The 24,799-nt window shown below is 61.0% G+C and carries 16 protein-coding genes and 1 pseudogene; 12 read left to right on the top strand and 5 right to left on the bottom strand.

Annotated elements, in window-relative coordinates:
- Positions 1–53 precede the first annotated feature (53 nt).
- From HPDFL43_RS08425 to HPDFL43_RS08405, 5 genes are all read left to right on the top strand, one after another.
- Positions 54–3,473 (top strand): indolepyruvate ferredoxin oxidoreductase family protein, encoded by a 3,420-nt coding sequence (locus tag HPDFL43_RS08425; protein WP_007196886.1) that lies wholly within the window; start codon positions 54–56, stop codon positions 3,471–3,473.
- Positions 3,474–3,665: 192 nt separating this feature from the next.
- A complete protein-coding gene (locus HPDFL43_RS08420) occupies positions 3,666–5,498 on the top strand; it encodes an SLC13 family permease (protein WP_007196885.1) in 1,833 nt (610 codons plus the stop codon).
- Positions 5,499–5,517: 19 nt separating this feature from the next.
- Positions 5,518–6,270, top strand: a complete 753-nt coding sequence (locus HPDFL43_RS08415) for an arginyltransferase (protein WP_007196884.1) — start codon at positions 5,518–5,520, stop codon at positions 6,268–6,270.
- 165 nt (positions 6,271–6,435) lie between these two features.
- Complete coding sequence (locus tag HPDFL43_RS08410; RefSeq protein WP_007196883.1) at positions 6,436–7,347, top strand: DMT family transporter; 912 nt, start codon at positions 6,436–6,438, stop codon at positions 7,345–7,347.
- Between the two features lie 70 nt (positions 7,348–7,417).
- Entirely contained in the window at positions 7,418–8,143 is a 726-nt protein-coding gene (locus HPDFL43_RS08405; protein ID WP_040450010.1) for a DUF3750 domain-containing protein, read from the top strand.
- 32 nt (positions 8,144–8,175) lie between these two features.
- On the opposite strand, the gene parC is transcribed toward HPDFL43_RS08405, so the two are convergent.
- Positions 8,176–10,422, bottom strand: coding sequence for a DNA topoisomerase IV subunit A (parC, locus tag HPDFL43_RS08400; protein WP_007196881.1), 2,247 nt, complete (start codon positions 10,420–10,422; stop codon positions 8,176–8,178).
- Positions 10,423–10,628: 206 nt separating this feature from the next.
- On the opposite strand from parC, the gene HPDFL43_RS08395 reads away from it, so the two are divergent.
- The 4 genes from HPDFL43_RS08395 (at position 10,629) to HPDFL43_RS21940 (ending at position 13,904) form a co-directional block, all read left to right on the top strand.
- Positions 10,629–10,979, top strand: coding sequence for a YciI family protein (locus HPDFL43_RS08395; protein WP_040449137.1), 351 nt, complete (start codon positions 10,629–10,631; stop codon positions 10,977–10,979).
- Positions 10,980–10,984: 5 nt separating this feature from the next.
- Entirely contained in the window at positions 10,985–12,250 is a 1,266-nt protein-coding gene (locus HPDFL43_RS08390; RefSeq protein ID WP_007196879.1) for an RNA polymerase sigma factor, read from the top strand.
- Positions 12,251–12,378: 128 nt separating this feature from the next.
- Positions 12,379–13,599, top strand: a complete 1,221-nt coding sequence (locus HPDFL43_RS08385) for a hypothetical protein (protein ID WP_007196878.1) — start codon at positions 12,379–12,381, stop codon at positions 13,597–13,599.
- 134 nt (positions 13,600–13,733) lie between these two features.
- Positions 13,734–13,904, top strand: coding sequence for a hypothetical protein (locus HPDFL43_RS21940; protein WP_007196877.1), 171 nt, complete (start codon positions 13,734–13,736; stop codon positions 13,902–13,904).
- Positions 13,905–14,011: 107 nt separating this feature from the next.
- On the opposite strand, the gene aspS is transcribed toward HPDFL43_RS21940, so the two are convergent.
- Entirely contained in the window at positions 14,012–15,799 is a 1,788-nt protein-coding gene (gene aspS, locus HPDFL43_RS08380) for an aspartate--tRNA ligase (RefSeq protein ID WP_007196876.1), read from the bottom strand.
- Between the two features lie 233 nt (positions 15,800–16,032).
- Between aspS and HPDFL43_RS08375 the strand changes: the two genes are divergently transcribed.
- The 3 genes from HPDFL43_RS08375 to HPDFL43_RS08365 all read left to right on the top strand — a co-directional run bounded on the left by HPDFL43_RS08375 (position 16,033) and on the right by HPDFL43_RS08365 (position 19,089).
- Positions 16,033–17,322 (top strand): MFS transporter, encoded by a 1,290-nt coding sequence (locus HPDFL43_RS08375; protein ID WP_007196875.1) that lies wholly within the window; start codon positions 16,033–16,035, stop codon positions 17,320–17,322.
- Positions 17,323–17,337: 15 nt separating this feature from the next.
- On the top strand, positions 17,338–18,483 hold the full coding sequence (gene rnd, locus HPDFL43_RS08370; RefSeq protein WP_040450006.1) for a ribonuclease D: 1,146 nt from the start codon (positions 17,338–17,340) through the stop codon (positions 18,481–18,483).
- A 93-nt stretch (positions 18,484–18,576) separates the two neighbouring features.
- The gene (locus HPDFL43_RS08365) at positions 18,577–19,089 is read left to right on the top strand and encodes a GNAT family N-acetyltransferase (protein ID WP_007196873.1); all 513 of its coding nucleotides are present in this window, start codon (positions 18,577–18,579) and stop codon (positions 19,087–19,089) included.
- Between the two features lie 223 nt (positions 19,090–19,312).
- On the opposite strand, the gene HPDFL43_RS08360 is transcribed toward HPDFL43_RS08365, so the two are convergent.
- From HPDFL43_RS08360 to HPDFL43_RS08350, 3 genes and pseudogenes are all read right to left on the bottom strand, one after another.
- Complete coding sequence (locus HPDFL43_RS08360) at positions 19,313–20,608, bottom strand: SAM-dependent methyltransferase (protein WP_007196872.1); 1,296 nt, start codon at positions 20,606–20,608, stop codon at positions 19,313–19,315.
- 136 nt (positions 20,609–20,744) lie between these two features.
- Positions 20,745–22,271, bottom strand: coding sequence for an exopolyphosphatase (gene ppx / locus HPDFL43_RS08355; protein WP_007196871.1), 1,527 nt, complete (start codon positions 22,269–22,271; stop codon positions 20,745–20,747).
- 211 nt (positions 22,272–22,482) lie between these two features.
- Positions 22,483–24,624, bottom strand: a pseudogene (locus tag HPDFL43_RS08350) (RNA degradosome polyphosphate kinase); the annotation flags it as partial.
- Positions 24,625–24,799: the final 175 nt, after the last annotated feature.

Below are 24,799 nucleotides of genomic sequence, written 5' to 3'. Positions count from 1 at the left end.
TGGCAAGTTCTGCCAGCGCCGGAGTGGTACATTGACGGGCGGAGGACCTGCCCATGACATTCCATACCCCTGCCCCATCCGCCTACACGCTCAACGACCGCTACGCGCTCGCTTCCGGCCGGGTGTTCATGACCGGCACCCAGGCGCTGGTGCGGGCGCTGTTCGACCAGGCGCGGCGCGACCGAGAAGCAGGGCTCAAGACCGGTGGCTTCGTTTCGGGCTACCGCGGCTCACCGCTTGGCGGACTCGACATGGAATTGTGGCGGCAGAAGGCACGGCTTGCCGAAGACGGGATCGAGTTCCTGCCGGCGGTCAACGAGGACCTGGCGGCGACCGCGGTGCTCGGCTCGCAGCAGGTGGAAACCAATCCGAACCGCGCCGTCGAGGGCGTGTTCGGGCTCTGGTACGGCAAGGGACCGGGCGTCGACCGGGCCGGTGATGCGCTCAAGCACGGCAACGCCTACGGTTCCTCGCCGCATGGCGGAGTGCTGGTGGTGGCGGGCGACGATCATGGCTGTGTTTCGTCCTCGATGCCGCATCAGTCGGACGTGGCCTTCATGGCCTGGTTCATGCCGACGCTCAACCCGTCGAGCGTCGCCGAATATCTCGAATATGCCGAGTACGGCTACGCGCTGTCGCGTTATTCGGGCATGTGGATCGGCTTCAAGGCGATATCCGAGACGGTCGAGGGCGCCAGTTCGTTCCTGCTCAAGCCTGACCGGGTGTTTGCCGAACCGGACTTCCAGATCCCCGCCACCGGCCTGCACTACCGCTGGCCCGACCTGCCCGGCCCGCAGATCGAGGAGCGGATGGAGGCCAAGAAACACGCGGTCTTCGCCTTCGCCGAGGCCAACCCGATCGACCGGGCGATCTACGGCATTGATGACGCGCGTTTCGGCTTCGTGACCACCGGCAAGGCGCATCTCGACCTGATGGAGGCGCTCAGGCTGCTCGGGCTCGACAAAGCGCGCTGCCGGGCGCTCGGGATCGACATTTACAAGGTCGGCATGGTCTGGCCCTTGGCGCGCCGCGCGGCGCTCGATTTCGTCCGGGGAAAACGCGAAGTGGTGGTGATCGAGGAAAAGCGCGGCATCATCGAGAGCCAGTTCAAGGAGTATTTCTACGACTGGCCCGGCGACAAGCCACAACGGATGGTCGGCAAGCATGACGAGACCGGCCGGCGGCTAATCCCGTGGACCGGGGAACTGTCGCCGAAACAGTTGCTGCCGCTGATCGCCAAGCGGCTAGACGGCGTGTTCCGGGGCGAGAATTTTACAGCACGCGCCGCAGAGATCATTGCAGAGCCGCTGGTTGCGCTCAGCGATCCGGGCGCCACCCGCACGCCCTACTTCTGTTCGGGCTGCCCGCACAACACCTCGACCAAGGTGCCCGAGGGCTCGAAGGCGCTGGCCGGCATCGGCTGCCATTTCATGGCCAGCTGGATGGACCGGGAAACCTCTTCGCTGATCCAGATGGGCGGCGAAGGCGTCAACTGGGCGGCGTCTTCGCGCTTTACCGGCAAGGATCACATCTTCCAGAATCTCGGCGAAGGCACCTGGTATCATTCGGGTTCGATGGCGATACGCCAGGCGATCGCGGCCAAGGCCAACATCACCTACAAGATCCTCTACAATGACGCTGTCGCCATGACCGGCGGCCAGCCGGTCGACGGTCCGGTGAGCGTGCAGGCGATCGCCCATATCTGCCGTGCCGAGGGTGTCGAGCGGATCGCGCTGGTGTCCGATGATCCGGACAAGTTTGCGAGCGCCGATTTCCCGCGCGGGACCAGCATTCATGCGCGCGGCGAAATGGATGCGATCCAACGTGAACTGCGCGAGGTTCCGGGTGTCTCGGTGCTGATCTACGAGCAGACCTGCGCCACCGAGAAGCGCCGCCGACGCAAGCGCGGCGAATTGCCGGATCCAAAGGTTTTCGCCGTCATCAACGAACTCGTCTGTGAGGGCTGCGGCGACTGTTCGGTCGAATCCAATTGCCTGAGCGTCGAGCCGAAGGAGACCGAATTCGGCCGCAAGCGGCAGATCAACCAGTCCAACTGCAACAAGGATCTCTCCTGCCTGAACGGCTTCTGCCCGAGCTTCGTGACCGTCGAGGGGGCCGAGCGGCGCAAGCCGAAGCCGGCCGATCTCGACATCGACCAGATGATGCGCGGTGTCACCCTGCCCGCGCTTCCCACGCTCGATCAGCCGTTCAACCTGCTGGTGACCGGCGTTGGCGGCACCGGCGTGGTCACCGTCGGACAGCTGATCTCGATGGCGGCGCATCTCGAGGGCAAGGGCGCCAGCATTCTCGACTTCACCGGCTTTGCGCAGAAATTCGGCTCGGTGCTGAGCTACGTCCGGATCGGCCGCGGCCCGGACGCCATCAACCAGGTCCGGATCGACAGCGGCATGGCGGACGCGGTGATCGGCTGCGACGTGGTCGTCTCCTCGTCACCCAAAGCATCGGGCACCTACCGGGCCGGCACACCGGTGGCGCTCAACCTGGCGTCGATGCCGACCGGCGACCTGGTGCTCCGGCGCGATGCCGATCTCAACATCGATAGCCGCGCAGCCGCAATTGCTTCAGTCGTTGGCGCCAACAACGTCGGTGCGTTCGACGCCAATGCCGCCTCCGAGGCACTCTTCGGCGATGCCGTCTACGCCAATGTGATGATGCTCGGCTTTGCCTGGCAGCGCGGTCTCGTGCCGGTGACGCTCGATGCCCTCAATCGCGCGATCGAGCTCAACAATGTCGCCGTCGAGGCCAACAAGCGCGCATTTGCCTGTGGCCGGCTTGTGGCGGCCGATCCGTCGGCTCTTGAAGCGCATCTTAACCCGAAGCCGGACTTCGCCGCCGCGCTTGACGACATCGTCGCGCGGCGGGCCGCGTTCCTGGAGGGCTACCAGAACGCCGCCTGGGCCGCGCGGTACCGTGCCCGGCTCGAGGGCTTTGCCGCCCGGATGCCGGCCGATCAGCGGGAGGAACTGGCAAGTGCAGCCGCCAGATCGCTGTTCAAGCTGATGTCCTACAAGGATGAGTACGAAGTCGCGCGGCTGCATCGCGACCCGGCCTTCCGGCAAAGCCTCCAGGACCGATTTGAGGGCGATTTCCGGATCATGCATCATTTCGCGCCACCAATGCTCTCAAGTGGCACGGATACGCGCGGACGGCCGCTGAAGCGCGCCTTCGGCCCCGCCATCGGGCCGGTGCTTTCCCTGCTGGCACGGCTCAAAGGCCTGCGCGGCACAGCCTTCGATCCCTTCAGTTACACCGCCGAACGCAGGATGGAGCGCGGATTGATCGTCTGGTTCGAAGCCTTGATGGGGCGCTGTGAACACGAAATCCACTCTGGCAACGCTGATATCTGGAGGCAGGTGCTGTCCGCGCCGATGGAGATCCGCGGCTATGGGCCGGTCAAACATGCAGCAGTCGACAACGTAAAGGCCAGGGTGGAGATGCTTCTTTCGCAATAACAGGGTGCGATCCATAGCGGCGCCCTGTGGGCGCGGGGCATGGACAGGCTGGAATATTCGTTTCATTTCCTATCAACCATTGTCGCACCCGTTGCGCCAGAATTGAGTGGCCTGAAATATTCGTCCTAGGCGCGTGAGTGGACGGCGCGGTAAAGTGGCAGCAGACAGCTCCACCGGAGTCGCCCCTTTTCCATGCTCGATCTTCACCTCATCGCCACCTTCGCCATCATTGCGGCAACCATCATCGCCTATGCCTCCGAGCGCTGGCCAATGGAAACGGTGTCACTGGTCTCGCTTGCAGCAATTCTGCTGCTGTTCGGCGTTGTTCCCTATACCGGCCCCACGGGTGGCGCCAATGGAGAGGCGCTGAGCGCAGAGCGGCTGCTTGCGGGCTTTGCCAACCCGGCCCTTGCCACCGTGATTGCGCTTCTGATCGTCGGTCAGGGGCTGTTTGCCACCGATGCCATGGAGGCGCCGGCGCGGATGCTGGGCAAGATGGGTGGCGCCAGCACCTTCCGGCCGATCCTGTTCATCCTGATCGGCGCCGGGATCATCTCCGCCTTTCTCAACAACACGCCGGTGGTGGTGATCTTCATTCCGGTGCTGGTGGTGATTGCCGCGCAACGGTCGATTTCACCCAGCCGGGTGTTCATTCCGCTGTCCTTCATTTCAATCCTTGGCGGCATGACCACCCTGATCGGCTCCTCGACCAACCTGCTGGTGGCGGGTGTGGTGCGCGACTACGGCATTGAGATCGGCTTTTTCGACATCACCGGCATGGGCGTCATCCTGGCGCTGGTGGGCAGTGTCTATGTGTTGTTCGTGCTGCCCAGAATGATGCCCGAGCGCGAAGCGGAACTGTCCGCGGGGGCAAAATCCGGCGCGCAGTTCATTGGCGAGATCACCCTTACGCGGGAGCATCCCTTCGTCGGGATCCAGGCCAAGGCGGGGATGTTCACCGGACTTGGCGATCTCACACTGAGGCTGCTTCAACGCCGCGATGCGCCCATTCTTCCGCCATTCGAGGATTTGACGCTGCAAACCGGGGACACGCTGGTCATCACCGGCACAAGGCGGGCCTTCTCCAAAGCGCTGTCGCATGGGCGCGCCGGGATTGAGAGCGATGATGCGGACAACGAGGACACAACGCAGGAACTGCCGCCTGGTCCGGATTACCATCTGGCGGAGGCTGTCATATCGCCGGGCTCACGCTATGCAGGACGCACCATCCAGCTCTCCGGCCTCAGGCCGCAATTCGGCATCTCGGTGCTGGGCGTGCAACGCAAGAGCCGCATGGCGCGCGCAGCGCTCTCCGACATCCGGCTTGAACCGGGCGATACCCTGCTCATTGGCGGGCCGATGCAGGCCATCACGCAGCTTCGGGGCAACCACGATCTTCTGATGCTGGAGCATTCCGCCGAAGCGGTTCCGCAATCGCGCAAGGCCCGCATTGCGGTGGCAATCTTTGCGGCCCTTGTGCTCGCCTCGGCGTTCTCGCTTGTCCCGATCGTGGTTGCAGCGATCACCGGGGCGGTGCTGATGCTGCTTACCGGCTGCCTGTCTTTCCTTCAGGCCGCGCGCGCCTTTGACCGGCAGATCTTTCTGCTGGTGGGATCCTCTGTCGCGCTCGCAACCGCACTTGAATTCACCGGCGGCGCGCAGCTGATAGCCGACACAGCGCTTGCCCTGATGGGAGGTGCAGGACCCGCGGTCATCCTTTCCGGGCTGTTCCTTGTCATGGCGGCACTGACGAATGTCTTGTCGAACAACGCCACCGCCGTCCTGTTCACGCCGATAGCACTGAGCATCGCAAACGGGCTGGGCATTTCCCCTGCCCCGTTCATCGCGGCGGTCATATTTGCGGCCAACTCATCCTTCGCAACCCCCATCGGTTACCAGACAAATCTGCTGGTCATGGGGCCGGGACATTACCGTTTCAGCGACTTTTTACGCGCGGGAACGCCGCTTGTGATCATCATCTGGTTGACCTTTTCGCTGCTTGCGCCATGGTATTACGGCATCTGAAAGCTTGCGAATCCAAGGCATGACAAACCACCCGGTCAATTCACCGCAGTTCTTTCTCACCGCGCCCTCGCCCTGTCCCTATCTGGAAGGTCAGAGCGAACGGAAGGTGTTTACTCACCTGGTGGGGGAAAAAGCGCCGGATCTCAATGATCTGCTGACCCAGGGCGGCTTTCGCCGATCGCAGAACATCGCCTACCGGCCGGCCTGCGAAACCTGCCGTGCCTGTGTCTCGGTGCGCATCCTGGCCGATGAGTTCAAGCCCACGCGCTCCATGCGCCGCAACCTTGCCGCCAACAGCGATCTGGTTGCGACCGAGTATCATGCGGAACCGTCGAGCGAGCAGTTCCGGCTGTTTCGCCGCTATCTTGATAGCCGCCATCGCCGAGGCGGTATGGCGGATATGAGCATTGGCGACTATGCGATGATGGTGGAAGACACCCATGTCGACACCCGCATTATCGAATACCGCATCAAGGTGGAAGGCGACGGACTGCAGGATCACCCCACCGGCCCCCTGGTCGGCGTGGCACTGACCGACCGGATGGGCGACGGGTTGTCGATGGTCTATTCTTTCTATGATCCCGACGAGGCACCGCGATCGCTGGGAACATTCATGATCCTCGATCATATCGAGCGCGCCAAGGCACTTGGCCTGCCGCATGTCTATCTGGGCTATTGGGTCGAGGGATCACAGAAAATGGAATACAAGGTCCGCTTCCAACCGCAGGAGCATTTGATGGCTCAGGGCTGGCAACGCTACGAAAACTCCTAATGCCCCCCGCCTTGGAGGCTGCTTCCCAATAGCCCGGCAACCGATATTCACATCATCATCAGGCAAAGCCATAAGGTCAGTTGGCTTGCGCCCCGGTTGTGTGAATCCGGTCGGGAGACTATGCCGGTCTCTCTGTTCCTCGAGGTTTTTCAAAGGCCAGTTTTCATGCAAGACCAGCTCCAACAGGCTGCAGACCATCGCAAGGGGCTTTTGATCACGGCCATTGGCGGATTGATTCTGACCATCGACATCCCGTTGATCAAGCTGTCCCAGGGCGAGGCCTGGTCTGTACTTGCCACACGCGGTGGACTGACGTTCTTCGCCGGACTGGTGATGTGGGCCGGATTGCGTGTTTTGACATCAAACCGCGAACCGGTGATGCCCGGCAGGGCCGGACTGCTCGTCACCGCGTTGTATGGAATAGCCGCGGTCAGTTTCACTTTGGCGGTGTTTTACAACACCACCGCCAATCTGGTGTTCATTCTGGCATTCAACCCGATGTTTGCAGCCCTCATGGGCTGGCTGCTGATCGGGGAGCGGCCGAAACGGCAGACATTTGTGGCGATGGCCGCGATGATCATCGGCGTCGGCCTGATCGTGTCTGACGGACTGCAAGCCGGCAACATGCTTGGCAATCTGCTGGCCTTGTTCACATCGCTGATGCTGGCGCTGATCATCACGATCAGCCGCAAGGCGCGCACCGGCATGGGGTTTGCGCCGCTGTTCGCGGCGATCGTGCCCTGCATGGTGGGGCTGATCGTGGTTGGCGGGCCATCAGGCATCGTGCTGCCGGAACCCGGTTGGCTGGTGTTGAACGGCCTGATCGTCATCCCGGTGGCGTTCTGGTGCCTGGCGACGGGGCCAAAATACATTTCCGGGCCGGAAGTCGCGATGTTCTATCTGCTCGAGACCATTCTCGCCCCGGTCTGGATGTGGCTGATCTTCGCCGAAGCGCCAACGCGACTGGGGCTTGTCGGCGGCATGATCATCGTGACCGCGCTGGTGGCCCATTCTCTGTGGCAGCTTTCAGCTCACCGGCGTGCGGCGCGAAGTCTGGTGCCGCGTCATCCGCTTTGACGTCTTTGCCGTATTGTGGACGTGAGCCCGTGCTTGGGTGGTTCTGTTCCAAACAGATGTGTCCGCCAAAATGAAAAAACTGATCCTGTTCCTGTTGCTTTGCTTCATCGCCCCGGCGCTCGCCTCTCTGGGCGTGCGCGCAGCAGACTCACAACCCAATTCCTGGCGCAGCGCCGACTGGTCGTCGTCCGGCCAGCTGCCTGCTGCAGAGGATGATGCACCGGCAGCGGTCTATGTGATGGCGGCGCGAACCGGCGGTCTCAAGGGCGCTCTTGCGGTCCATAGCTGGATCGTTACCAAGCCTGCGAACGGCGGCTACACCCGCTACGACAAGGTCGGCTGGGGCAACCCGATCCGCGTCAACGGCTACCCTGCGGATGGGCGCTGGTACTCCAACGATCCTGAAACCCTGCTGGCATTGCGCGGTGATGAGGCGGCGCGGCTGATCCCGAAGATCGAAGCCGCGATTGCCGCCTACCCGTATGCGGCGCGCGGTGGTTATGTCATCTGGCCGGGACCCAATTCGAACTCATTCGTCGCCCATGTGCTGCGTGCCGTGCCGGAGCTCGGCATCGCACTGCCGCCCGAGGCGGTGGGAAGGGACTACCGGCCGTTTGGTGAGTTCGTGACGCTGTCACCGGACTGGCGCGACCTGGAACTGTCGCTGGGCGGCTATGCCGGCCTCGCCATCGGTGCGCGATATGGACTGGAAGTGCGGATCGCTGGCCTGGTGTTTGGACTTGACGTGCTACGGCCGGGCATCAAGCTGCCCGGCTTCGGGCGTATCGGGGTGTGAAACCGGGACGGTCTGCCTGGAGCCGATCGTCTTTAGCTGAACTTCCCTGAACGTGGGAAGCCCTTTGGCACCAGACGGCCGGCCTGGGCGCGGTCGGCGATCCATTCGGTGAGTTCCGCCTGGGTCCGGTTGTGGGCGCGGCCAGCGCTGTCTTCCCATGTCAGCCCGTCCGCCATGGCAAAGCAGCGGATATCGGCAATACCACCATCCTTGTAGCGCTGCAGCCGCACGCCCTTGCCGCGGCTCATTTCGGGCAGCTGCGAGAGCGCGAAGATCAGCATCTTGCGGTTTTCGCCAATCACGGCGACGTGGTCACCGCTCACCGGGACGCAAAGCCGGGTTTCGTCGGGCAGACCGACATTCATGATCTGCTTGCCCTTGCGGGTATTGGCGACCATATCGCTTTCCGCGACGATGAAGCCGTTGCCGGCGGTTGAGGCCATAAGCAGCTTGCGCGCGGAATCATGGACGAAGGCGGTCAGCACTGCCTGATCATTGTCCATGTCGACCATGATGCGCAAAGGTTCGCCATGTCCGCGACCGCCCGGAAGCTTGTCGGCGCCCAAGGTGTAGGCTTTGCCGCCGGTCGTCACAATCACCAGCTTGTCGGTGGTGTTGGCATGGAAGGCAAGCTTGAGCCCGTCGCCATCCTTGAACTGCAGACTGGCAAAATCGGGCAGATGGCCTTTCATGCCGCGGATCCAGCCCTTTTCGGAGATCACGACAGTGATCGGCTCTTTCTCGATCATCGCCTGCTCGATGGCCGCAAGATCGGCAACCGGCGCTTCAGCGAAATTGGTGCGGCGCGCGCCGAGTTCGGTTTCCTTGGAGAAGGTCTTGCGGACATTGCCGACCTCCCAGGCCACTGTCTGCCATTGCTTGGCGTCAGAAGCGAGAAGGCTCTCGATTTCGGCCTTCTCCGCGGTCAGCGCATCAAATTCCTTGCGGATCTCAAGTTCCTCGAGCTTGCGCAGCGAACGCAGGCGCATGTTGAGGATGGCTTCGGCCTGCACATCGCTGAGCTCGAAGGTTTTCATCAGCTCGAGCTTGGGTTCATCCTCCTCTCGGATGATGCGGATCACCTCATCGAGATTGAGATAGGCAATCAGGAAGCCCGAAAGCAGTTCCAGCCGCCGCTCGATGGCCGCAAGCCGGTGCCGTGAGCGCCGCTGCAGCACCTCGCGCCGGTGTGCCAGCCATTCCGACAGGACCTCACCAAGACCCATGACCTTGGGCACCCTGCCCATGGACAGCACGTTGAGATTGAGCGGAATGCGGCTTTCCAGGTCGGTCAGGCGGAACAACGATTCCATCAGCAGGGTCGGATCGACGCTGCGGCTCTTGGGAATGAGCACCAGCCGCACATCCTCGGCGGATTCGTCGCGGACATCGTCAAGCAGCGGCAATCTGCGCGCAATCAGCAGTTCGGCGATCTTTTCGATCAGCCGCGACTTCTGAACCTGATACGGCATTTCGGTGATGACGATCTGGTAGCCACCACGCCCGGTGTCCTCGGTCTCCCATTTGGCGCGGACGCGGAAACCGCCTCGGCCGGTCTTGTAGGCTTCGAGCATTGCCTCGCGGCTCTCGATCACAATGCCGCCGGTCGGGAAATCCGGACCCTGCACGTGTTCGAGCAGATCCTCGACGGTGGCATCCGGCTTGCGGATGAGCAGCAATGCCGCATCACAGAGTTCGGCTGCATTGTGCGGCGGGATCGATGTGGCCATGCCGACCGCGATGCCGGTTGCGCCATTGGCGAGCAGATTGGGAAAAGCGCCGGGCAGAACCGTCGGCTCGCTGTTTTCCTCGTCATAGGTGGTCCGGAAATCAACCGCATCCTCGCCAATGCCCTCGATCAGCAGCTCGGCGACAGCGGTCATCTTGGATTCGGTGTACCGCATGGCGGCGGCGTTATCGCCATCAATGTTGCCGAAATTGCCCTGGCCGTTGACCAGCGGGTAGCGCACGGCGAAATCCTGCGCCAGCCGCACCAGCGCATCGTAGATCGACTGGTCGCCATGGGGATGGAAGTTACCCATCACCTCACCAACGATCTTGGCGCATTTCTTGAACGAGCCGCCGGAGCGCAGGCCCATATCGCTCATCGCGTAAACGATGCGGCGATGAACCGGCTTGAGGCCGTCGCGCACATCGGGCAGCGCCCGGTGCATAATGGTCGACAGCGCATAGGCCAGATATCGCTCTTCAAGCGCTTTCTTCAGATCAACGCCCTGAATGTCATCGCCCCCGCCGGGCGGTACCAAGCTTTTTCCCATGCCGATGGATTAGAGGAAGCCATGATTCGGGGCAAGGGGCAGCGCCAAAAGCCGCGGCACTGCGCCTCTCAGGATGATCACCCTCATGACTCTCAATTTTTTTCAGCGCTCATGTCGAAACAGGCTCTGCCCGTTCGTCCCCATGTCGTAAACTCCGGCCAAGGCGCATCCCGCTGCGGCCTCAATCCATGAAGAGGAAAATGACCATGAAATATCTTGCCCTGATTTACGCCGCTCCCGGAGCCGGGCCGGACTACGGCACACCGGAATTTGGTCCCTATATGGACGGCTACCGCAAGGCCACTGAAACCTACCAGCGTGATGGTGTGATGCTGGCAGGCGAAGCCCTGCAAGACACCGCAACCGCAACAACCGTGCGGGTTCGCAACGGCAAGACCGAAACGATGGACGGGCCGTTTGCCGAGACCAAGGAGCAGCTTGGCGGGTTCTACATGTTCGAATGCGCCAATCTCGATGACGCCATCAAATATGCAGCGATGATCCCGACAGCCGAGCATGGATCGGTGGAAGTCCGCCCGATTATGGAAATCGAATAGCCGGCATGGCATCGGACGCTATCGAGAAGGAAACGCGCGCGCGCAAGACCGTTGAGGCGCTTGCGCGCGCCGACACAGGGCGCCTGCTTGGCGCTCTGCTGCGCGATGTCCGTGATTTCCAGCTGGCGGAAGATTGCCTCCAGGAAGCGCTTGAGTCGGCGCTGACGCACTGGACGCGCAACGGTCTGCCGAGCTCTCCGGCAGGCTGGGTGCTGCAAGCGGCCCGCCGCAAGGCCATCGACCGGTTCCGGCGGGCGCGGACCTTCAAGCGCAAGGCGGAGGAATACGGGCTGCTCATTGAGCTCGACCAGCAAACCGTGGACAGCCAGGAGCCGCCGGCGATCCCGGATGAAAGGCTGCGGCTGATTTTCACCTGCTGCCACCCCGCGCTGGACAGCAAGACCCGCGTTGCCCTGACCCTTCGAACCTTATGCGGGCTAACGACCCGGGAAATCGCCCGCGCCTTTCTCGACGCGACGGAAACGATGGCGCAGCGGCTGGTGCGGGCGCGCCACAAGATCACCAAGGCCGGCATTCCCTTTGAAATTCCCGAGCCCGAACACTGGTCCGAACGGCTCGATTCGGTGCTGTCGGTGATCTATCTGATCTTCAATGAAGGGTATTCGGCGACCGCAGGCCCGGATCTTTTGCGCCACGATCTCTGCCTTGAAGCAATCCGCCTGGGACGGCTGATGCTGGAACTCGCCCCCGGCGATGCCGAATGCGAAGGCTTGCTGGCGTTGATGCTGCTCAACCACTCACGCGCCCAAGCGCGGCTCGACGATGAAGGCGGAATGATCCCGCTCGACCGGCAGGACCGGGGCCAATGGCGGAAAGCAGAGATCGAAGAGGGGTGCCGGATACTCGACCAGGCGCTCGAACGCGGACGCGCGGGCCTGTTTCAACTGCAGGCGGCCATCAGTGCCTTGCATGCCCAGGCCGCGAGCCACACGGACACCGACTGGCAGCAGATTGTGCTTTTGTATGAGGCCATGCACGCGCACTCGGGCAATCCGGTCCACCTGCTCAACCGCGCCGTGGCATTGTCCTATGCCTGCGGTGCGGATCAGGCGCTGGACGCTCTTGCCACCTTCGAAGCCGGGCTCGAGGGCTACCAGCCGTTTCATGCCGCGAAGGCCGACCTGCTGCGCCGGACCGGGCGGTTCGAGGCTGCCCGTGAGAGTTATCATCGCGCAATCGCGCTGAGTGGCAACGAGAGCGAGCGCCAGTTCCTCGCCAGCCGAATGGCGGCGCTTGCCGAGCAAGTCTAGAATGACTGTAGCCTTACCCGCACCACAATGCTGTGGACGTTGCGGACAGACGAACATAATTTGTGCAAACGATTTGGCACCATGCCCGAATGGCCACCAGAGCCTCATGGCAAGAATAAGGGAATTCCATGTCTTTCCAAAACTCACCCAAGCATCTGATCTCAGTCTCTCTGCTCGTGGCCGGCCTTTCGGGTGCCGCCGCCCCGGCCCTGGCGCTCGATGCGGATGATTTCGCCACCAAGGTGGCTGCAATTGTCAGCCAGGGCGGTGCGAGCCTGACATTCAACGACATCGAGCAGGACGACGGTACGATTGTGCTCAAATCCGCCCGGTTCGAGGCCGAAGCGCAATCGAATCGCGGCCAATTCGACATCGGTGATCTTGTCTTCAAGGGCATCGAGGAAAACGGCGACGGCAGCTATTTTGTCAATCTGGTGGAGTTCGAGGACGTGGATGTCGTCGCGGATTCCATGCGAATCTCTGTCGCAGACATCGAAATGAACGGCCTGCTTGTCCCGGCTGACCTGGGCGCACTCCCCCTGCCCGGCGTGATCCCGTTGGAAACCTTTTCGACCGGCGACATCAAAATCGAAGAGAATGGCAGCCAGGTCTTTGCCATGTCCGGTTTTGTGGCAGACAACAACTATTCCGACGATTATTCCTCTCAACAGGTGGAAATGACCGGTTCGGGACTTTCGGTCGATGTCTCCAAGCTCAACGATCCCAAGGTCCGGGATGCATTTGCGGGTCTGGGGTATCAAACCCTTAGCGGGGACTTCAAGATGGTTGGCGACTGGGAAGCCGAGAACGGCTCGCTCGATATCAGCGAATACTCGCTCACACTCAAGGATCTCGGGCGTCTTGCCCTGTCGCTGGAAATCACGGGATATACGATCGAAGTCATGAGCGCGATGCAGCAGGCGCAGGAACTGGCTGCGGCCAACCCTGACTCGCAGGCCGCACAACAGGGGCTGGGATTTGCAATGATGGGCCTGGCGCAACAACTCAGCTTCGTCAGCGCGTCGATCCGGTTTGAAGACCAATCACTGACCGGCAAGGCGCTCGCGTATGCAGGCAAGCAGCAGGGAATTTCGGGGGCGCAGATGGCTCAGGCAGTCAAGGGCATGCTGCCCCTGATGCTCGGACAGCTGCGTATTCCCGCTCTCCAGCAGCAGATCTCGGCGGCGGCCAACATCTATCTCGACAATCCGGGCAACCTCACCGTTTCGGCCAAGCCTGAAAACCCGGTTTCCCTGCCGGTGATCATGGGCGCAGGCATGGGAGATCCCAAGACACTTGTTGACCTGCTCAATGTCGAGGTGACGGCGAACCAGCCCGCGGACCAGTGAGGCGAACGGACAATCCGCGTTCACCGGGTTGCTTGTTTGTGAGTGCGGGCGCAAGGTGCGTGCATCGAACCGCTTCAGCCGCAGAGTCGCTAGCCTCGACGGTTCATTCTCATGACACGCACTGGACCTCTTCCATGATCCGTTTCAAGGCAAAGCCTGACGACATCCCCGCCGCTCCTGCCGGCAAAGCTGCCAAGGCGGCTTCAAAGGCAAAACCAAAGTCAACAGTTGAACCAGATGCCACTGCGACGCCGGAAAAGGATCTTCTGGATCTGGAAGCGAAGCCCACAGACAAGCAGGCCTGAGGTTTCCAACGACCTCTTCTCAACAAGAAAAACCCGGAAAACCATAAGGTTATCCGGGTTTTTTCAGTTTTTGATTCCGGCTTTCGTGAGATAAGCCTGCTTGCAGCCTACTCGGCTTTCGGCGGGATCGCGCGCAGCGAAAGTTCGCGCATCTGTGCCGGCGCGGCCGGGCTTGGCGCCCCCATCAGAAGATCCTGGGCCTGCTGGTTCATTGGGAACAGCGCCACTTCGCGCAGGTTCTTTGCGCCGACAATGAGCATGATCACCCGGTCGACACCGGCCGCCATGCCGCCATGCGGCGGCGCGCCGTACTGGAACGCCCGGTAGAGACCACCGAAGCGCTCCTCTACATCGGCCTGGCTCAAGCCAACCTTCTCGAAGGCCTTGACCATCAGTTCGGGCGACTGGTTCCGGATCGAGCCCGAGGCGATCTCGAAGCCGTTGCAGACCAGATCGTACTGGTAGGCCTTGAGCGTCAGCGGATCCTGGGTCTCCAGCGCTTCCATGCCGCCCTGCGGCATCGAGAACGGATTGTGGGCGAACTCGACCTTCTTGGCGTCCTCGTCCCATTCGTAGAACGGGAAATCGACAATCCAGCAGAGCTCGAAGCGGTTCTCATCGACCAGGTTCAGCTCTTCGCCGGCGCGGGTGCGGGCGTCACCGGCAAAGCGGGCGAACTTGGCCGGATCACCGGCGGCGAAGAAGCAGGCGTCGCCGTCTTCCAGGCCCATCTGCAGGCGAATGGCTTCAGTGCGCTCCGGACCGATGTTCTTGGCTATCGGACCGGCGCCTTCGAGAGTATCGCCTTCCTTGCGCCAGAAGATGTAACCGAGGCCCGGCTGTCCCTGCCCCTGCGCCCAGGAGTTCATCCGGTCACAGAATGCGCGGCTGCCGCCGGTCTTGGCCGGGATTGCCCAGACTTCGACCTTCGGGTTGTTGGCGATCATCCCGGCAAAGACCTTGAAGCCGGAACCGGCGAAATGCTCGGTGACGGCCTGCATCTCGATCGGATTGCGCAGATCCGGCTTGTCGGAGCCGTATTTGCGGACGGCCTCGTCATAGGGAATGCGGCGGAATTCCTGGGTGACCGGCTTGCCCTCGGCAAATTCCTCGAACACGCCGCGCATCACCGGCTCCATCGTGTCCCAGACGTCTTCCTGGGTGACGAAGCTCATCTCGAGGTCGAGCTGGTAGAATTCGCCCGGCAGGCGGTCGGCACGCGGGTCCTCGTCGCGGAAGCACGGCGCGATCTGGAAATAACGGTCGAAGCCCGCGACCATCAGCAGCTGCTTGTACTGCTGCGGCGCCTGCGGCAGCGCGTAGAACTGTCCGGGATGAATGCGGCTCGGCACCAGAAAGTCGCGCGCACCTTCAGGCGAGGACGCGGTCAGGATCGGCGTCGCGTATTCGGCAAAACCGATGTCGGTCATGCGCTTGCGCATGTCGGCGATCACCTTGGTGCGGGTGACGATGTTCTTGTGCAAGGTTTCCCGGCGCAGATCGAGGAAGCGGTATTTGAGGCGCACGTCCTCGGGATAATCAGGCTCGCCGAACACCGGCAACGGCAGTTCCTTGGCGGACGACAGGACTTCGATCTCCTGGGCGAAGACTTCGATCTCGCCGGTGCCGAGATTGGGGTTGATGGTGTCGGCCATCCGCTCCTTGACGACACCGTCGATGCGGATCACCCATTCACCGCGCACGGTCTCGGCGATCTTGAAGGCGGGCGAATCCGGATCGGCGACGACCTGGGTCAGGCCGTAATGATCGCGCAGGTCGATGAACAGCACGCCGCCATGGTCGCGCACGCGGTGCACCCAGCCCGAAAGCCGGACATTGGCGCCGGTGTCGCTCTTGCGAAGCGCGGCGCAGGTGTGTGAACGGTAGCGATGCATGTCAAATCCTCAAGGCTGGGGCGTCGCGCTGACAACGGTGGATCGGCGGGAAAGTGAACGCGATCCATCACCGTTTCGGCGCACGGTCGAAATCGCGCGGAAAAGCGCATGGCGCATCCGGTTTGTCAAGTTGAAAGGGCGCAATCGGGCCCGGCAGTGGCGGGTTTTCAGGGCGACGACTCGCCCAATTCCATGTAAGGATCCGTCCAGGCAAACCTCTCGCCCGGACCATCATGCATTCGCTTCGCCCGCTTTTCCCGCTCCTGATCACCGCCGGCGTGCTTTTGGCAGGCAACGGCCTGCAAGGCACTCTGGTCACGCTGCGCGGCTCGGCGGAAGGGTTTTCGGCCACGGTAATCGGCCTTTCGGGCGCGGGGTATTATTTCGGTTTCATTGTCGGCTGCTGGGTGACCCCGTGGCTGCTCAGAACCGCCGGACACATTCGCGCTTTCGCGGCCCTTGCAGCGATTGCAGCCTGTGCGTCGCTCGCCATGGTCATCATCATCGATCCGTTCTTCTGGTTCCTGATGCGGCTTGTCACCGGGATTTGCTTCGCCTCGATGTTTGCCAATGTCGAAAGCTGGATCAATGCGCAGGTCAACAATTCAAACCGGGCCAGAACGCTGGCGATCTACCGCTTTGTCGATCTCGGCGCTGTGACACTGTCGCAGTATATGCTGCCGGTGTTCGGCATCGGCGGTTTCGAGATTTTCGCGGTGATGACCATGCTGATCATCCTGTCGATCGTGCCGGTGGCGCTTGCCGACCGGTCGAACCCTGCCCCGCCAGCACCGTTCTCCTTCAATCCAAAGCGGTTGTTCGCCGTCTCGCCGCTGGCCTGTGCCGGTGCCGTCACCGTGGGGCTGACCACCGCTTCGTTCCGCTCAGTCGGTCCGCTCTATGCGGAAGGACTTGGTCTCAATGTGTCTGACATCGCCTCGTTCATGAGCGCCGGCATCATTGGCGGCATCGTGCTGCAATATCCTTTGGGCTATCTCTCCGACATCATCAGCCGCCGCTCGGTGCTGTTGATGGCCACCGCCGGGTCAACCCTGACGGGGCTCGCCATGGTGTGGTTTGCCGGGAGCAATCTGGCCCTCAATCTGGCTGGCATTTTCCTGTGGGGCGCATTCACCATGCCTCTGTATTCGCTGTCGGCGGCGCATGCCAACGACAAGGCGGAGGCCGGCGAATATGTGCAGATCGCTTCGGGGCTGATGTTCTTCTGGGCGATTGGCGCGTCGATCGGCCCGCTGCTTTCGGCAATCCTCGTCGACTGGTTCGGGGCGATTGCATTCTTCACCTATGTCTGCGCCATGCATGGCGCTTTCGTGCTCTACACCATTGTCCGCATTGTCCGTGGCGCGCCCGATGAGCCTGATCGCGGCCGGTTTGCAGCACTGTTGCGCACATCCCCGGTGTTCGCCCGAATGGCGACGCAATCGGCCAACATCGAGCAGAGTGATCAAGATGCCAGCCAAAATGGTGATCGGGCACAAGACAAACCGGAAAAATCCGGTTAAACGCCAGATATGGACATGATTACAACGACCGAGGCGCTCGCCGCCTTTTGCGCCCGCCTTGCAGCCCATGAATTTGTCACCGTTGACACCGAGTTTCTGCGAGAGACCACCTACTGGCCCGAACTGTGCCTGATCCAGATGGCTGGACCGGACGACGAGGGAATCGTCGACCCGCTTGCGGAAGGCATTGATCTCAAGCCGTTTTTCGAGCTGATGGCGGACACGTCCGTGGTCAAGGTGTTCCATGCCGCACGTCAGGACATCGAAATCATGGTCCATCGCGGGGACCTTGTTCCGCATCCGATTTTCGATACGCAGGTGGCCGCGATGGTCTGCGGCTTCGGCGAATCGATCTCCTATGACCAGCTGGTCTCACGGATCACAGGCGCGCATATCGACAAGTCATCGCGGTTCACCGACTGGAGCCGCAGACCCCTGAGTGACAAGCAGCTTGACTATGCGTTGGCTGATGTGACCCATTTGCGCGACGTCTATCTCGAGTTGCTTTCACGGCTCAAGGCAGAAGGCCGGAGCCACTGGGTGGCCGACGAGATGGCGGTTCTGGAATCGCGCGCCACCTATGAAATCGAGCCGTCCGACGCCTGGCGCCGCTTGAAAATGCGGGTTCGCAAGCCAGTCGAACTTTGCGTGCTGCAGCACGCGGCGGCATGGCGGGAGCGGGAGGCAAAGGCCCGCAATGTTCCACGCGGGCGGATTCTCAAGGACGATGCACTCTATGAAGTCGCCCAGCAGCAGCCGGCCGATGTCGAGGCGCTGTCGCGTCTGCGCACGATCCCGCGCGGATGGGAACGGTCTGCATCGGGGGCAAAGCTGATCGAAGTCGTCAATGAGGCTTTGGGGACAGCCAAGGAAGACATGCCGCGCCTGCCACGGCCAAAACAGGCGCCGGAGGGTGCGCAGGCCGCCATCGAGTTGCTGCGGGTATTGCTCAAGCTCACGGTGGAGAAGGAAAATGTCGCCGCCAAGATCATTGCCACCGCGGATGATCTGGAAGCCATCGCGTCACAGGGCGAAGATGCTGATGTGGCAGCGCTCAAGGGATGGCGGCGGGAGCTGTTTGGCGGGCGAGCACTCAAGCTGATCCGCGGCGAACTGGCGCTCAAGTTTACCGGCAAGAAGGTGGAAGCCGTCGAGGTTTAGCCGATTGACCGGCAGTCTAGCTTCCTGCCCAACAGCACACAAATCCGTTATCGCGGCATTGTAAGCACTCTCACTTTTCGAGAGAGGACCAATATGTACGAGGGGATTGTAACCATCACCACCGAGCGGTTGACGTTGAGGCCGCAAAGTCTGGGTGATTTCGCCGAGTATGAGATGTTTCTTGCTTCAGATCGGTCCGCGGGCATGGGCGGTCCGTACGACAGGCGTGCGGCTTGGGGAATGTTCTGCCACGACCATGCCTGCTGGAGCTTTTATGGCCACGGTGCGCTCATGATCGAACTCAAAGCAACGAAGGCATGCATCGGTCAAGTGGGTATCAATCACGGACCGCTTTTCCCAGAAAAAGAACTGGGATGGCTTCTTTATGAAGGGTATGAATGCAAGGGCTATGCTTCGGAAGCCGCTGCTGGCATGCTCGACTGGGCCTGGCACACACGCAATTTGAAGACCCTTGTGAGTTATGTGGATCCGGACAATCTGCAATCACATGCAGTGGCCAAACGGATCGGCGGAACGGTTGATCCTGCGGCACCGCGGATGGATGCCGAGGACATTGTCTACCGCCATCTTCCGCCTGCCGTTTGAGCCTGCCGCAATGTTGAAGTCTTTGACAAGCGCCGGATCATCCGCGCCTCTAAACAAGGTCGGGCCTTGCAATAGCGCCCGGACGCACCATATACTGATAAACAAAGGAATTTGTCTCCACGCTGACCACGGATGTACTGGCAGATGTGTCGAGGCAAGGCAGGAAGGTCGGTGCGAGTTTCGCCCGGCCTTTTTCTTTGCCAAGTAACCGGATGCAGGCGGCCTACCGATACAAATCAGCCCTTGTCGGCGGCAGGCCGGCCGGCCCGCGGCCTCCGCGGGTGGTCACAGTCTGATAGAGCTTGACGGTGTTGCGTTCAAACGCAATGGAACATCCGCCCAGATAGACCAGCCATAGCCTGGTCTTGACCTCGCCCACTTCGGCCACCGCCGCATCGTAGTTGGCCAGCAGACGGTCATGCCAGAGCCGGCAGGTGCGCTGATAGTGCTCGCGCCAATTCTCAACATCATGAACCTCGAAGCCGTGCTGCTCGAGCATCATCACCGTGTTGCCGATATGATCGAGCTCGCCACCGGGGAAGATGTATTTGGTCAGGAGTTTGAATTCCTTGTTCTTCTTGCGGAAGGTTCTGGCGTCTTTCTTGGCAGGCCGGGTGATGGCGTGGTGGAGGTAGATCCCACCCGGTTTAAGCACCCGCGCGACGGTTGAGTAGTAAGTCGCATAATTGTCGATGCCGATATGTTCATGCATGCCGATTGAAGTGATCTTATCGAACTGACCTTCTATTTCGGCATAGTCGAGAAGTTCGAAACGAACCCGGTCGGCAAGGCCCATTTCTTCGGCTCTGGCCCGGGCATGATCGAGTTGCTCCTTTGACAAGGTCACGCCGGTCACGTGCGCACCGTAATTCCTGGCTGCATAGAGCGCCAGAGAGCCCCAGCCGAAGCCGATATCGAGCATCGTATCGCCCGGCTTGAGGCGCAGCTTGCGGCAGATCATCTCCAGCTTGTCAGTCTGCATCTGGTGGATGTCATTGTCCCAATCGGTGCAATAGCCGCAGGTGTAGACCATCTGGTCATCGAGAAAGAGCTTATAGAAGGCGTTGGAGACGTCGTAGTGATAGGCGATGTTTTTCTGGTTCTCTTCGGCATCCCCATCGGAGGGTTTCTCGTCAGGCTGATCGGTCAGCGGCCAGGGGCCGCCCTTGTCGAGAAACAGGAATTTCCGCGCCGTGTTCAAGGCCAGAAACTTGCTGACTTTCTTGCGAATGTTGCGGGTGCGAACCTTCGGCCGCCGCGCCACCAGATCGAACATGTCGCCATTGACGAGATCGATGCGCTTGGAAACCCAGAGATTGAGCAGGGTTTCCGGATTGGGCGAGCGGATCAAAGCCGCAATCAGGTTCTCGTCAGCGAAATGGATGGCAAATGCATCATCCGCAAGATCTTCGGGCACACGCGAGCCGTCCCAAAGCCTGAACCCGATATCCAGCTCCAAAAGCTCACGCGCATGCGCCAGAAGTTTCCGCAGGCTTTTCAGCCGACCTTGTGCGCCCATCGCGGCTTACTCCAAATCCGTTCCCACGCGCTGCCTATCTCATTTATTCCATATGGATGCAACGCGGCGGCAGCTGGTGCGTAGATCCAAACCATTCTGATTGTGTGATCGAGGCGGAGTACACGCAGCCAGACGCTCAGGCCAAGCGAAACCCGAGTTTCTTGCCAGTCAGTTTGGACAATTGCTGGAGACGGCCTTCAAGCCGCTCGCCCAGCAATGCTTCGCAATCGCGTGGCGCAACGAGCACAATCTCGACGTCGCCGTCTGAAGGTTGGGCGGGCTCAAATGCCAGTCTTGGGATCATGCCCGGCATGGAAGCGGAGAACAGGTAAACGACCCGGAGCATCCCGCCCAAGAGCTTTGCGTGTTCGAGGTATTTCGGTCCGGCAATTGCCGCAAGCCGCGAGGAGACGCCATCATCATTGAGGCCCTCGAAGCGGTAATAGCTTGTCAAAGCAATGTAGGCTCGGCCTGCATGACTGATGCCGGTGAAGGTGCTGTGGGCAATGATGTTGAGGGCCTGAAGGCCACGATAATCCGGATGCGCGCGCCAGGAGATATCGGCGAGAAGACATGCCGCCTGGCGGTAGCGGGCTTCTTCAACGCTTTCGCTGACCCCGAAGACCGGAAACATCTTTCCGGTCCAGGAGGCAAGTTCACGGGCATGTTCGGGGGAGCGGGCACGCAGGATCGCCAGTTCGCCTGCGGCGGTGAGCAACGGATCGCGCCCAGCCTCAGCACGGCCCAACAGCGAATAGAGATAGCCTTCACGCACGCCGAGCGCGGAAAAGCTGACCCGCGCGGCACCCATCGTGGTCAGCACTTCCTGCAGCGCCACCGCGCCATAGGGCAGCAGCGTCCGCCGGTTGCGCGAAATCACCTTTATCCCATCGATCTTGGACTGCTTCATGGCAGCAACGCTCGCCAGGAACTCAAGGGCCTCGGGCGCATCGATCTCATAGGCCTGCATCATATGCAGCGGATAGCCGCGCTGATCCATGTGCAGCTTGGCAATGTTGCGCCAGGTTCCGCCAACCGCATAGAACGTCCGCCCCTCGGCACCTTTGAGAACCGCGGCTTTCCTGAGATGCTGGCGGGCGATGGTGCGCGCCTTGGAGATGGAATTGTCCGAAAGCTCGGCCAGGCGCAGACCGCCCAGCGGCAAGGTCTGTCCGCCCGAGTAGCTGGAGCCGCGCACATCGACCAGTTCGAGAGAACCGCCACCAAGATCTCCGGCGACACCGTCAGGTTCAAAATATCCGGCAATGATGCCCATTGCCGAGTAACGCGCCTCCTCCTCGCCGGTCAGCACCTTGACCGGCCGGCCGAGAATGGATTCCGCATTGTCGATGAAGGCTGCACCGTTTTCAGCTTCGCGGGCTGCGGCGGTGGCAAGGACATGCATCTCGAAGGCGCGGGCCTGTTCTGAGAGGGCGCGGAACCGCTTGAGCGCAGCCAAGGCACGGTCAATCGCGGTCTCATCCATGCGACCGGTTGCGGCAAGCCCCTTGCCCAGCCCACACAGCACCTTCTCATTGAAAAGCACCGTCGGCGCCCGGTTGAGCCCCTCATAGATAACGAGTCGGACGGAGTTGGAGCCGATATCGACCACCGATATTGGATTGATGCCGGGCAGACGCCCCTGCGCTTCAGATTCCACCATGCTCAGAGCATTTCACTGTTGGCCGTTCGGTTCATGCGCGTAGAGCTTTGGCCCAAATTGAAGGGGTTTGGCAAGCACGCACTTCGGCCAATGCCGAATTGGCTTTGGATAGATGCTCCATGGATGGGCACCGACCAGCAGCTTGATCGGGATCAGAAAGCCTGGGAACCGGCAAAACAGGTCACCGGTTCACCATCAAAACCGTGAAAAATCAGCGATTGCTCTGGGTGGATTGGGCAACCCGGTGGGCAATCAGTTTGGGCGCATTGGATTTGAGCGATTCTCCCCGGCCCGAAAGGCTCGGATTGGTCATGAAGTAAAGCTGAGCATTGAACGGCTCCTCGTCCTGCCCTGGCTCAATCCGGCGCGAGGTTCCGTCCGGCAGAATCTCGTAGCTCTGCTGGTTGTCGATCACATTGCCGAGCATGATCTGCGAAAGCACCTGCTCATGCACGGTCTTGTTGATGATCGGCACAAGCGTCTCGACCCGGCGGTCAAGATTGCGCGGCATCAAATCGGCCGAGCTGATGTAGACCAAGGCATCGCCGGTCGGCAGGCCATGGCCGTTCCCGAAACAATAGATGCGGCTATGCTCGAGAAAGCGCCCGACGATCGACTTGACGCGAATGCGTTCGGACAGGCCGTGAACCTGGGGCCTCAGGCAGCAGATACCGCGGACCACCAAATCAATCTCCACGCCCGCGTTGCTGGCACGGTAAAGCGCGTCAATGATATCCGGATCGACCAGCGAATTCATTTTCATCCACACCGCGGCTGGACGCCCCGCCTCGGCGTGCTGGATCTCAGCCTCGATATGCTCGAGAATCCGGGCCCGCAGATTAAGCGGGGAAATGGCAAGCTTGTTCAAGTGCTCGGGTTCACCGTAACCGGTGATGAAATTGAACACATGGGCCACGTCACGCGCCACCACGGGATCGCAGGTAAAATAGGACAGATCGGTGTAGATCTTGGCGGTGACCGGGTGGTAGTTGCCAGTGCCAAGATGGCAATAGGACACCAGCCGCCCCTCTTCACGGCGCACGATCAACGACATCTTGGCATGGGTCTTCAGTTCGAGGAAGCCGAACACCACCTGCACGCCGGCGCGTTCGAGATCGCGCGCCCAGCGAATATTGGCCTCTTCGTCAAACCGCGCCTTGAGCTCCACCAATGCAGTTACGGATTTGCCTGCTTCAGCCGCATCAATGAGAGCCCGCACGATCGGACTGTCATTTGAGGTGCGGTAGAGCGTCTGCTTAATCGCCAAGACGTCGGGGTCGCGCGCCGCCTGAAACAGGAATTGCACCACCGCATCGAAGCTTTCATAGGGATGGTGGATTACCAGATCCTTTTCGCGGATCGCGGCCAGGGTGTCGCCGGCATGCTCGCGGATGCGCTCGGGAAAGCGGGCATTGTACGGTTCGAACTTGAGATCGTCGCGCGGTGCCTTGGTGATCTCCGAAAGCGTGTTGAGCGCCAGCAATCCGGGCAGCACTGCGACACGGTTGTCCGGCACATTGGTCTCGTGAATAACGAATTCTCGCAGGCTCTGGGGCAGTTCCGAATCGAACTCGATACGGATCACCGAACCGCGACGGCGGCGCTTGAGCGCGCTTTCGAACAGCCGCACCAGATCCTCGGCCTCTTCCTCGACCTCGATATCGGAATCGCGGATGATCCTGAATGTACCGGATCCACGCACCTCGTAACCCGGGTAAAGCGAGGATATGAACAGGCTAACCACGTCCTCAAGCGTTATGAAGCGGATTGCGCCATCGCGGTCGGGAAGCCTGAGAAACCGGTCGAGCGCCACCGGAAGACGGATCAAGGCCGTCATGGGCTCGTTGGCCGCTTTCGAGGCCAGTTGCAGACAGATCGAGAAGCCGAGATTTGGGATAAACGGGAACGGGTGCGCCGGATCAATCGACAGTGGCGTCAAAACCGGAAAGATCGATTGGAGAAATTCGTCCTCGAGCCAGGCCATATCGCCTTCGGCCAAGCCCGAAGGCCTTACAAAATGAATATTCTCGTTGGCCAGATGCTGCTGCAGGATCGCAAGCGAGGCCTGTTGCTCCAGCTGGAGACCGTCGATCTCCTCGAGAATCCGGTCAAGCTGTTCGGCGGGTGACAAGCCGTCGGGTGAGCGGTTGGTTATGCCTTCACGCACCTGCCCTTCGAGACCGGCGACGCGCACCATGAAGAACTCGTCGAGGTTGGCGGCGGAGATCGACAGGAACCTGATCCGCTCAAGCAGCGGATGATTGATGTTCAGTGTTTCTTCAAGCACCCGGCGATTGAACTGGAGCCAGGAGAACTCACGGTTGACGAAACGCTCCGGGCTCGTGGTGAGATCGGTACCGGGCGCCACATCGGTCTCCGGGTTGACCCTCAATTCGCCGATTCCAGCTGCGTCAATCGTGTCCATGTCCTACTCCACAAAGCCCAATGCATGCTGCATTTGAAGGCGTTACAGCACCGATTGCCGATCCGCTCCAATGCGCTGAACTGCAGTATGCTTCGCTTCGTCT

Origin of the sequence: Hoeflea phototrophica DFL-43 (genome assembly GCF_000154705.2) — a bacterium.
GTDB classification, from domain to species: domain Bacteria; phylum Pseudomonadota; class Alphaproteobacteria; order Rhizobiales; family Rhizobiaceae; genus Hoeflea; species Hoeflea phototrophica.
The sequence above is the reverse complement of the archived record's forward strand: the minus strand, read 5'-3'. Positions and strand labels throughout refer to the sequence as shown.

What these genes read in the sequence shown, in the direction of transcription:
- HPDFL43_RS08420 (WP_007196885.1), top strand. Translation starts at nt 3,666, where the DNA reads ATGCTCGATCTTCACCTCATCGCCACCTTCGCCATCATTGCGGCAACC.
- parC (WP_007196881.1), bottom strand. Translation starts at nt 10,422, where the DNA reads ATGGGAAAAAGCTTGGTACCGCCCGGCGGGGGCGATGACATTCAGGGC.
- HPDFL43_RS08360 (WP_007196872.1), bottom strand. Translation starts at nt 20,608, where the DNA reads ATGGGCGCACAAGGTCGGCTGAAAAGCCTGCGGAAACTTCTGGCGCAT.
- aspS (WP_007196876.1), bottom strand. Translation starts at nt 15,799, where the DNA reads ATGCATCGCTACCGTTCACACACCTGCGCCGCGCTTCGCAAGAGCGAC.
- HPDFL43_RS08385 (WP_007196878.1), top strand. Translation starts at nt 12,379, where the DNA reads ATGTCTTTCCAAAACTCACCCAAGCATCTGATCTCAGTCTCTCTGCTC.
- HPDFL43_RS08425 (WP_007196886.1), top strand. Translation starts at nt 54, where the DNA reads ATGACATTCCATACCCCTGCCCCATCCGCCTACACGCTCAACGACCGC.
- HPDFL43_RS08405 (WP_040450010.1), top strand. Translation starts at nt 7,418, where the DNA reads ATGAAAAAACTGATCCTGTTCCTGTTGCTTTGCTTCATCGCCCCGGCG.
- HPDFL43_RS08390 (WP_007196879.1), top strand. Translation starts at nt 10,985, where the DNA reads ATGGCATCGGACGCTATCGAGAAGGAAACGCGCGCGCGCAAGACCGTT.
- HPDFL43_RS08410 (WP_007196883.1), top strand. Translation starts at nt 6,436, where the DNA reads ATGCAAGACCAGCTCCAACAGGCTGCAGACCATCGCAAGGGGCTTTTG.
- HPDFL43_RS08375 (WP_007196875.1), top strand. Translation starts at nt 16,033, where the DNA reads ATGCATTCGCTTCGCCCGCTTTTCCCGCTCCTGATCACCGCCGGCGTG.
- HPDFL43_RS21940 (WP_007196877.1), top strand. Translation starts at nt 13,734, where the DNA reads ATGATCCGTTTCAAGGCAAAGCCTGACGACATCCCCGCCGCTCCTGCC.
- HPDFL43_RS08365 (WP_007196873.1), top strand. Translation starts at nt 18,577, where the DNA reads ATGTACGAGGGGATTGTAACCATCACCACCGAGCGGTTGACGTTGAGG.
- rnd (WP_040450006.1), top strand. Translation starts at nt 17,338, where the DNA reads ATGATTACAACGACCGAGGCGCTCGCCGCCTTTTGCGCCCGCCTTGCA.
- HPDFL43_RS08415 (WP_007196884.1), top strand. Translation starts at nt 5,518, where the DNA reads ATGACAAACCACCCGGTCAATTCACCGCAGTTCTTTCTCACCGCGCCC.
- HPDFL43_RS08395 (WP_040449137.1), top strand. Translation starts at nt 10,629, where the DNA reads ATGAAATATCTTGCCCTGATTTACGCCGCTCCCGGAGCCGGGCCGGAC.
- ppx (WP_007196871.1), bottom strand. Translation starts at nt 22,271, where the DNA reads ATGGTGGAATCTGAAGCGCAGGGGCGTCTGCCCGGCATCAATCCAATA.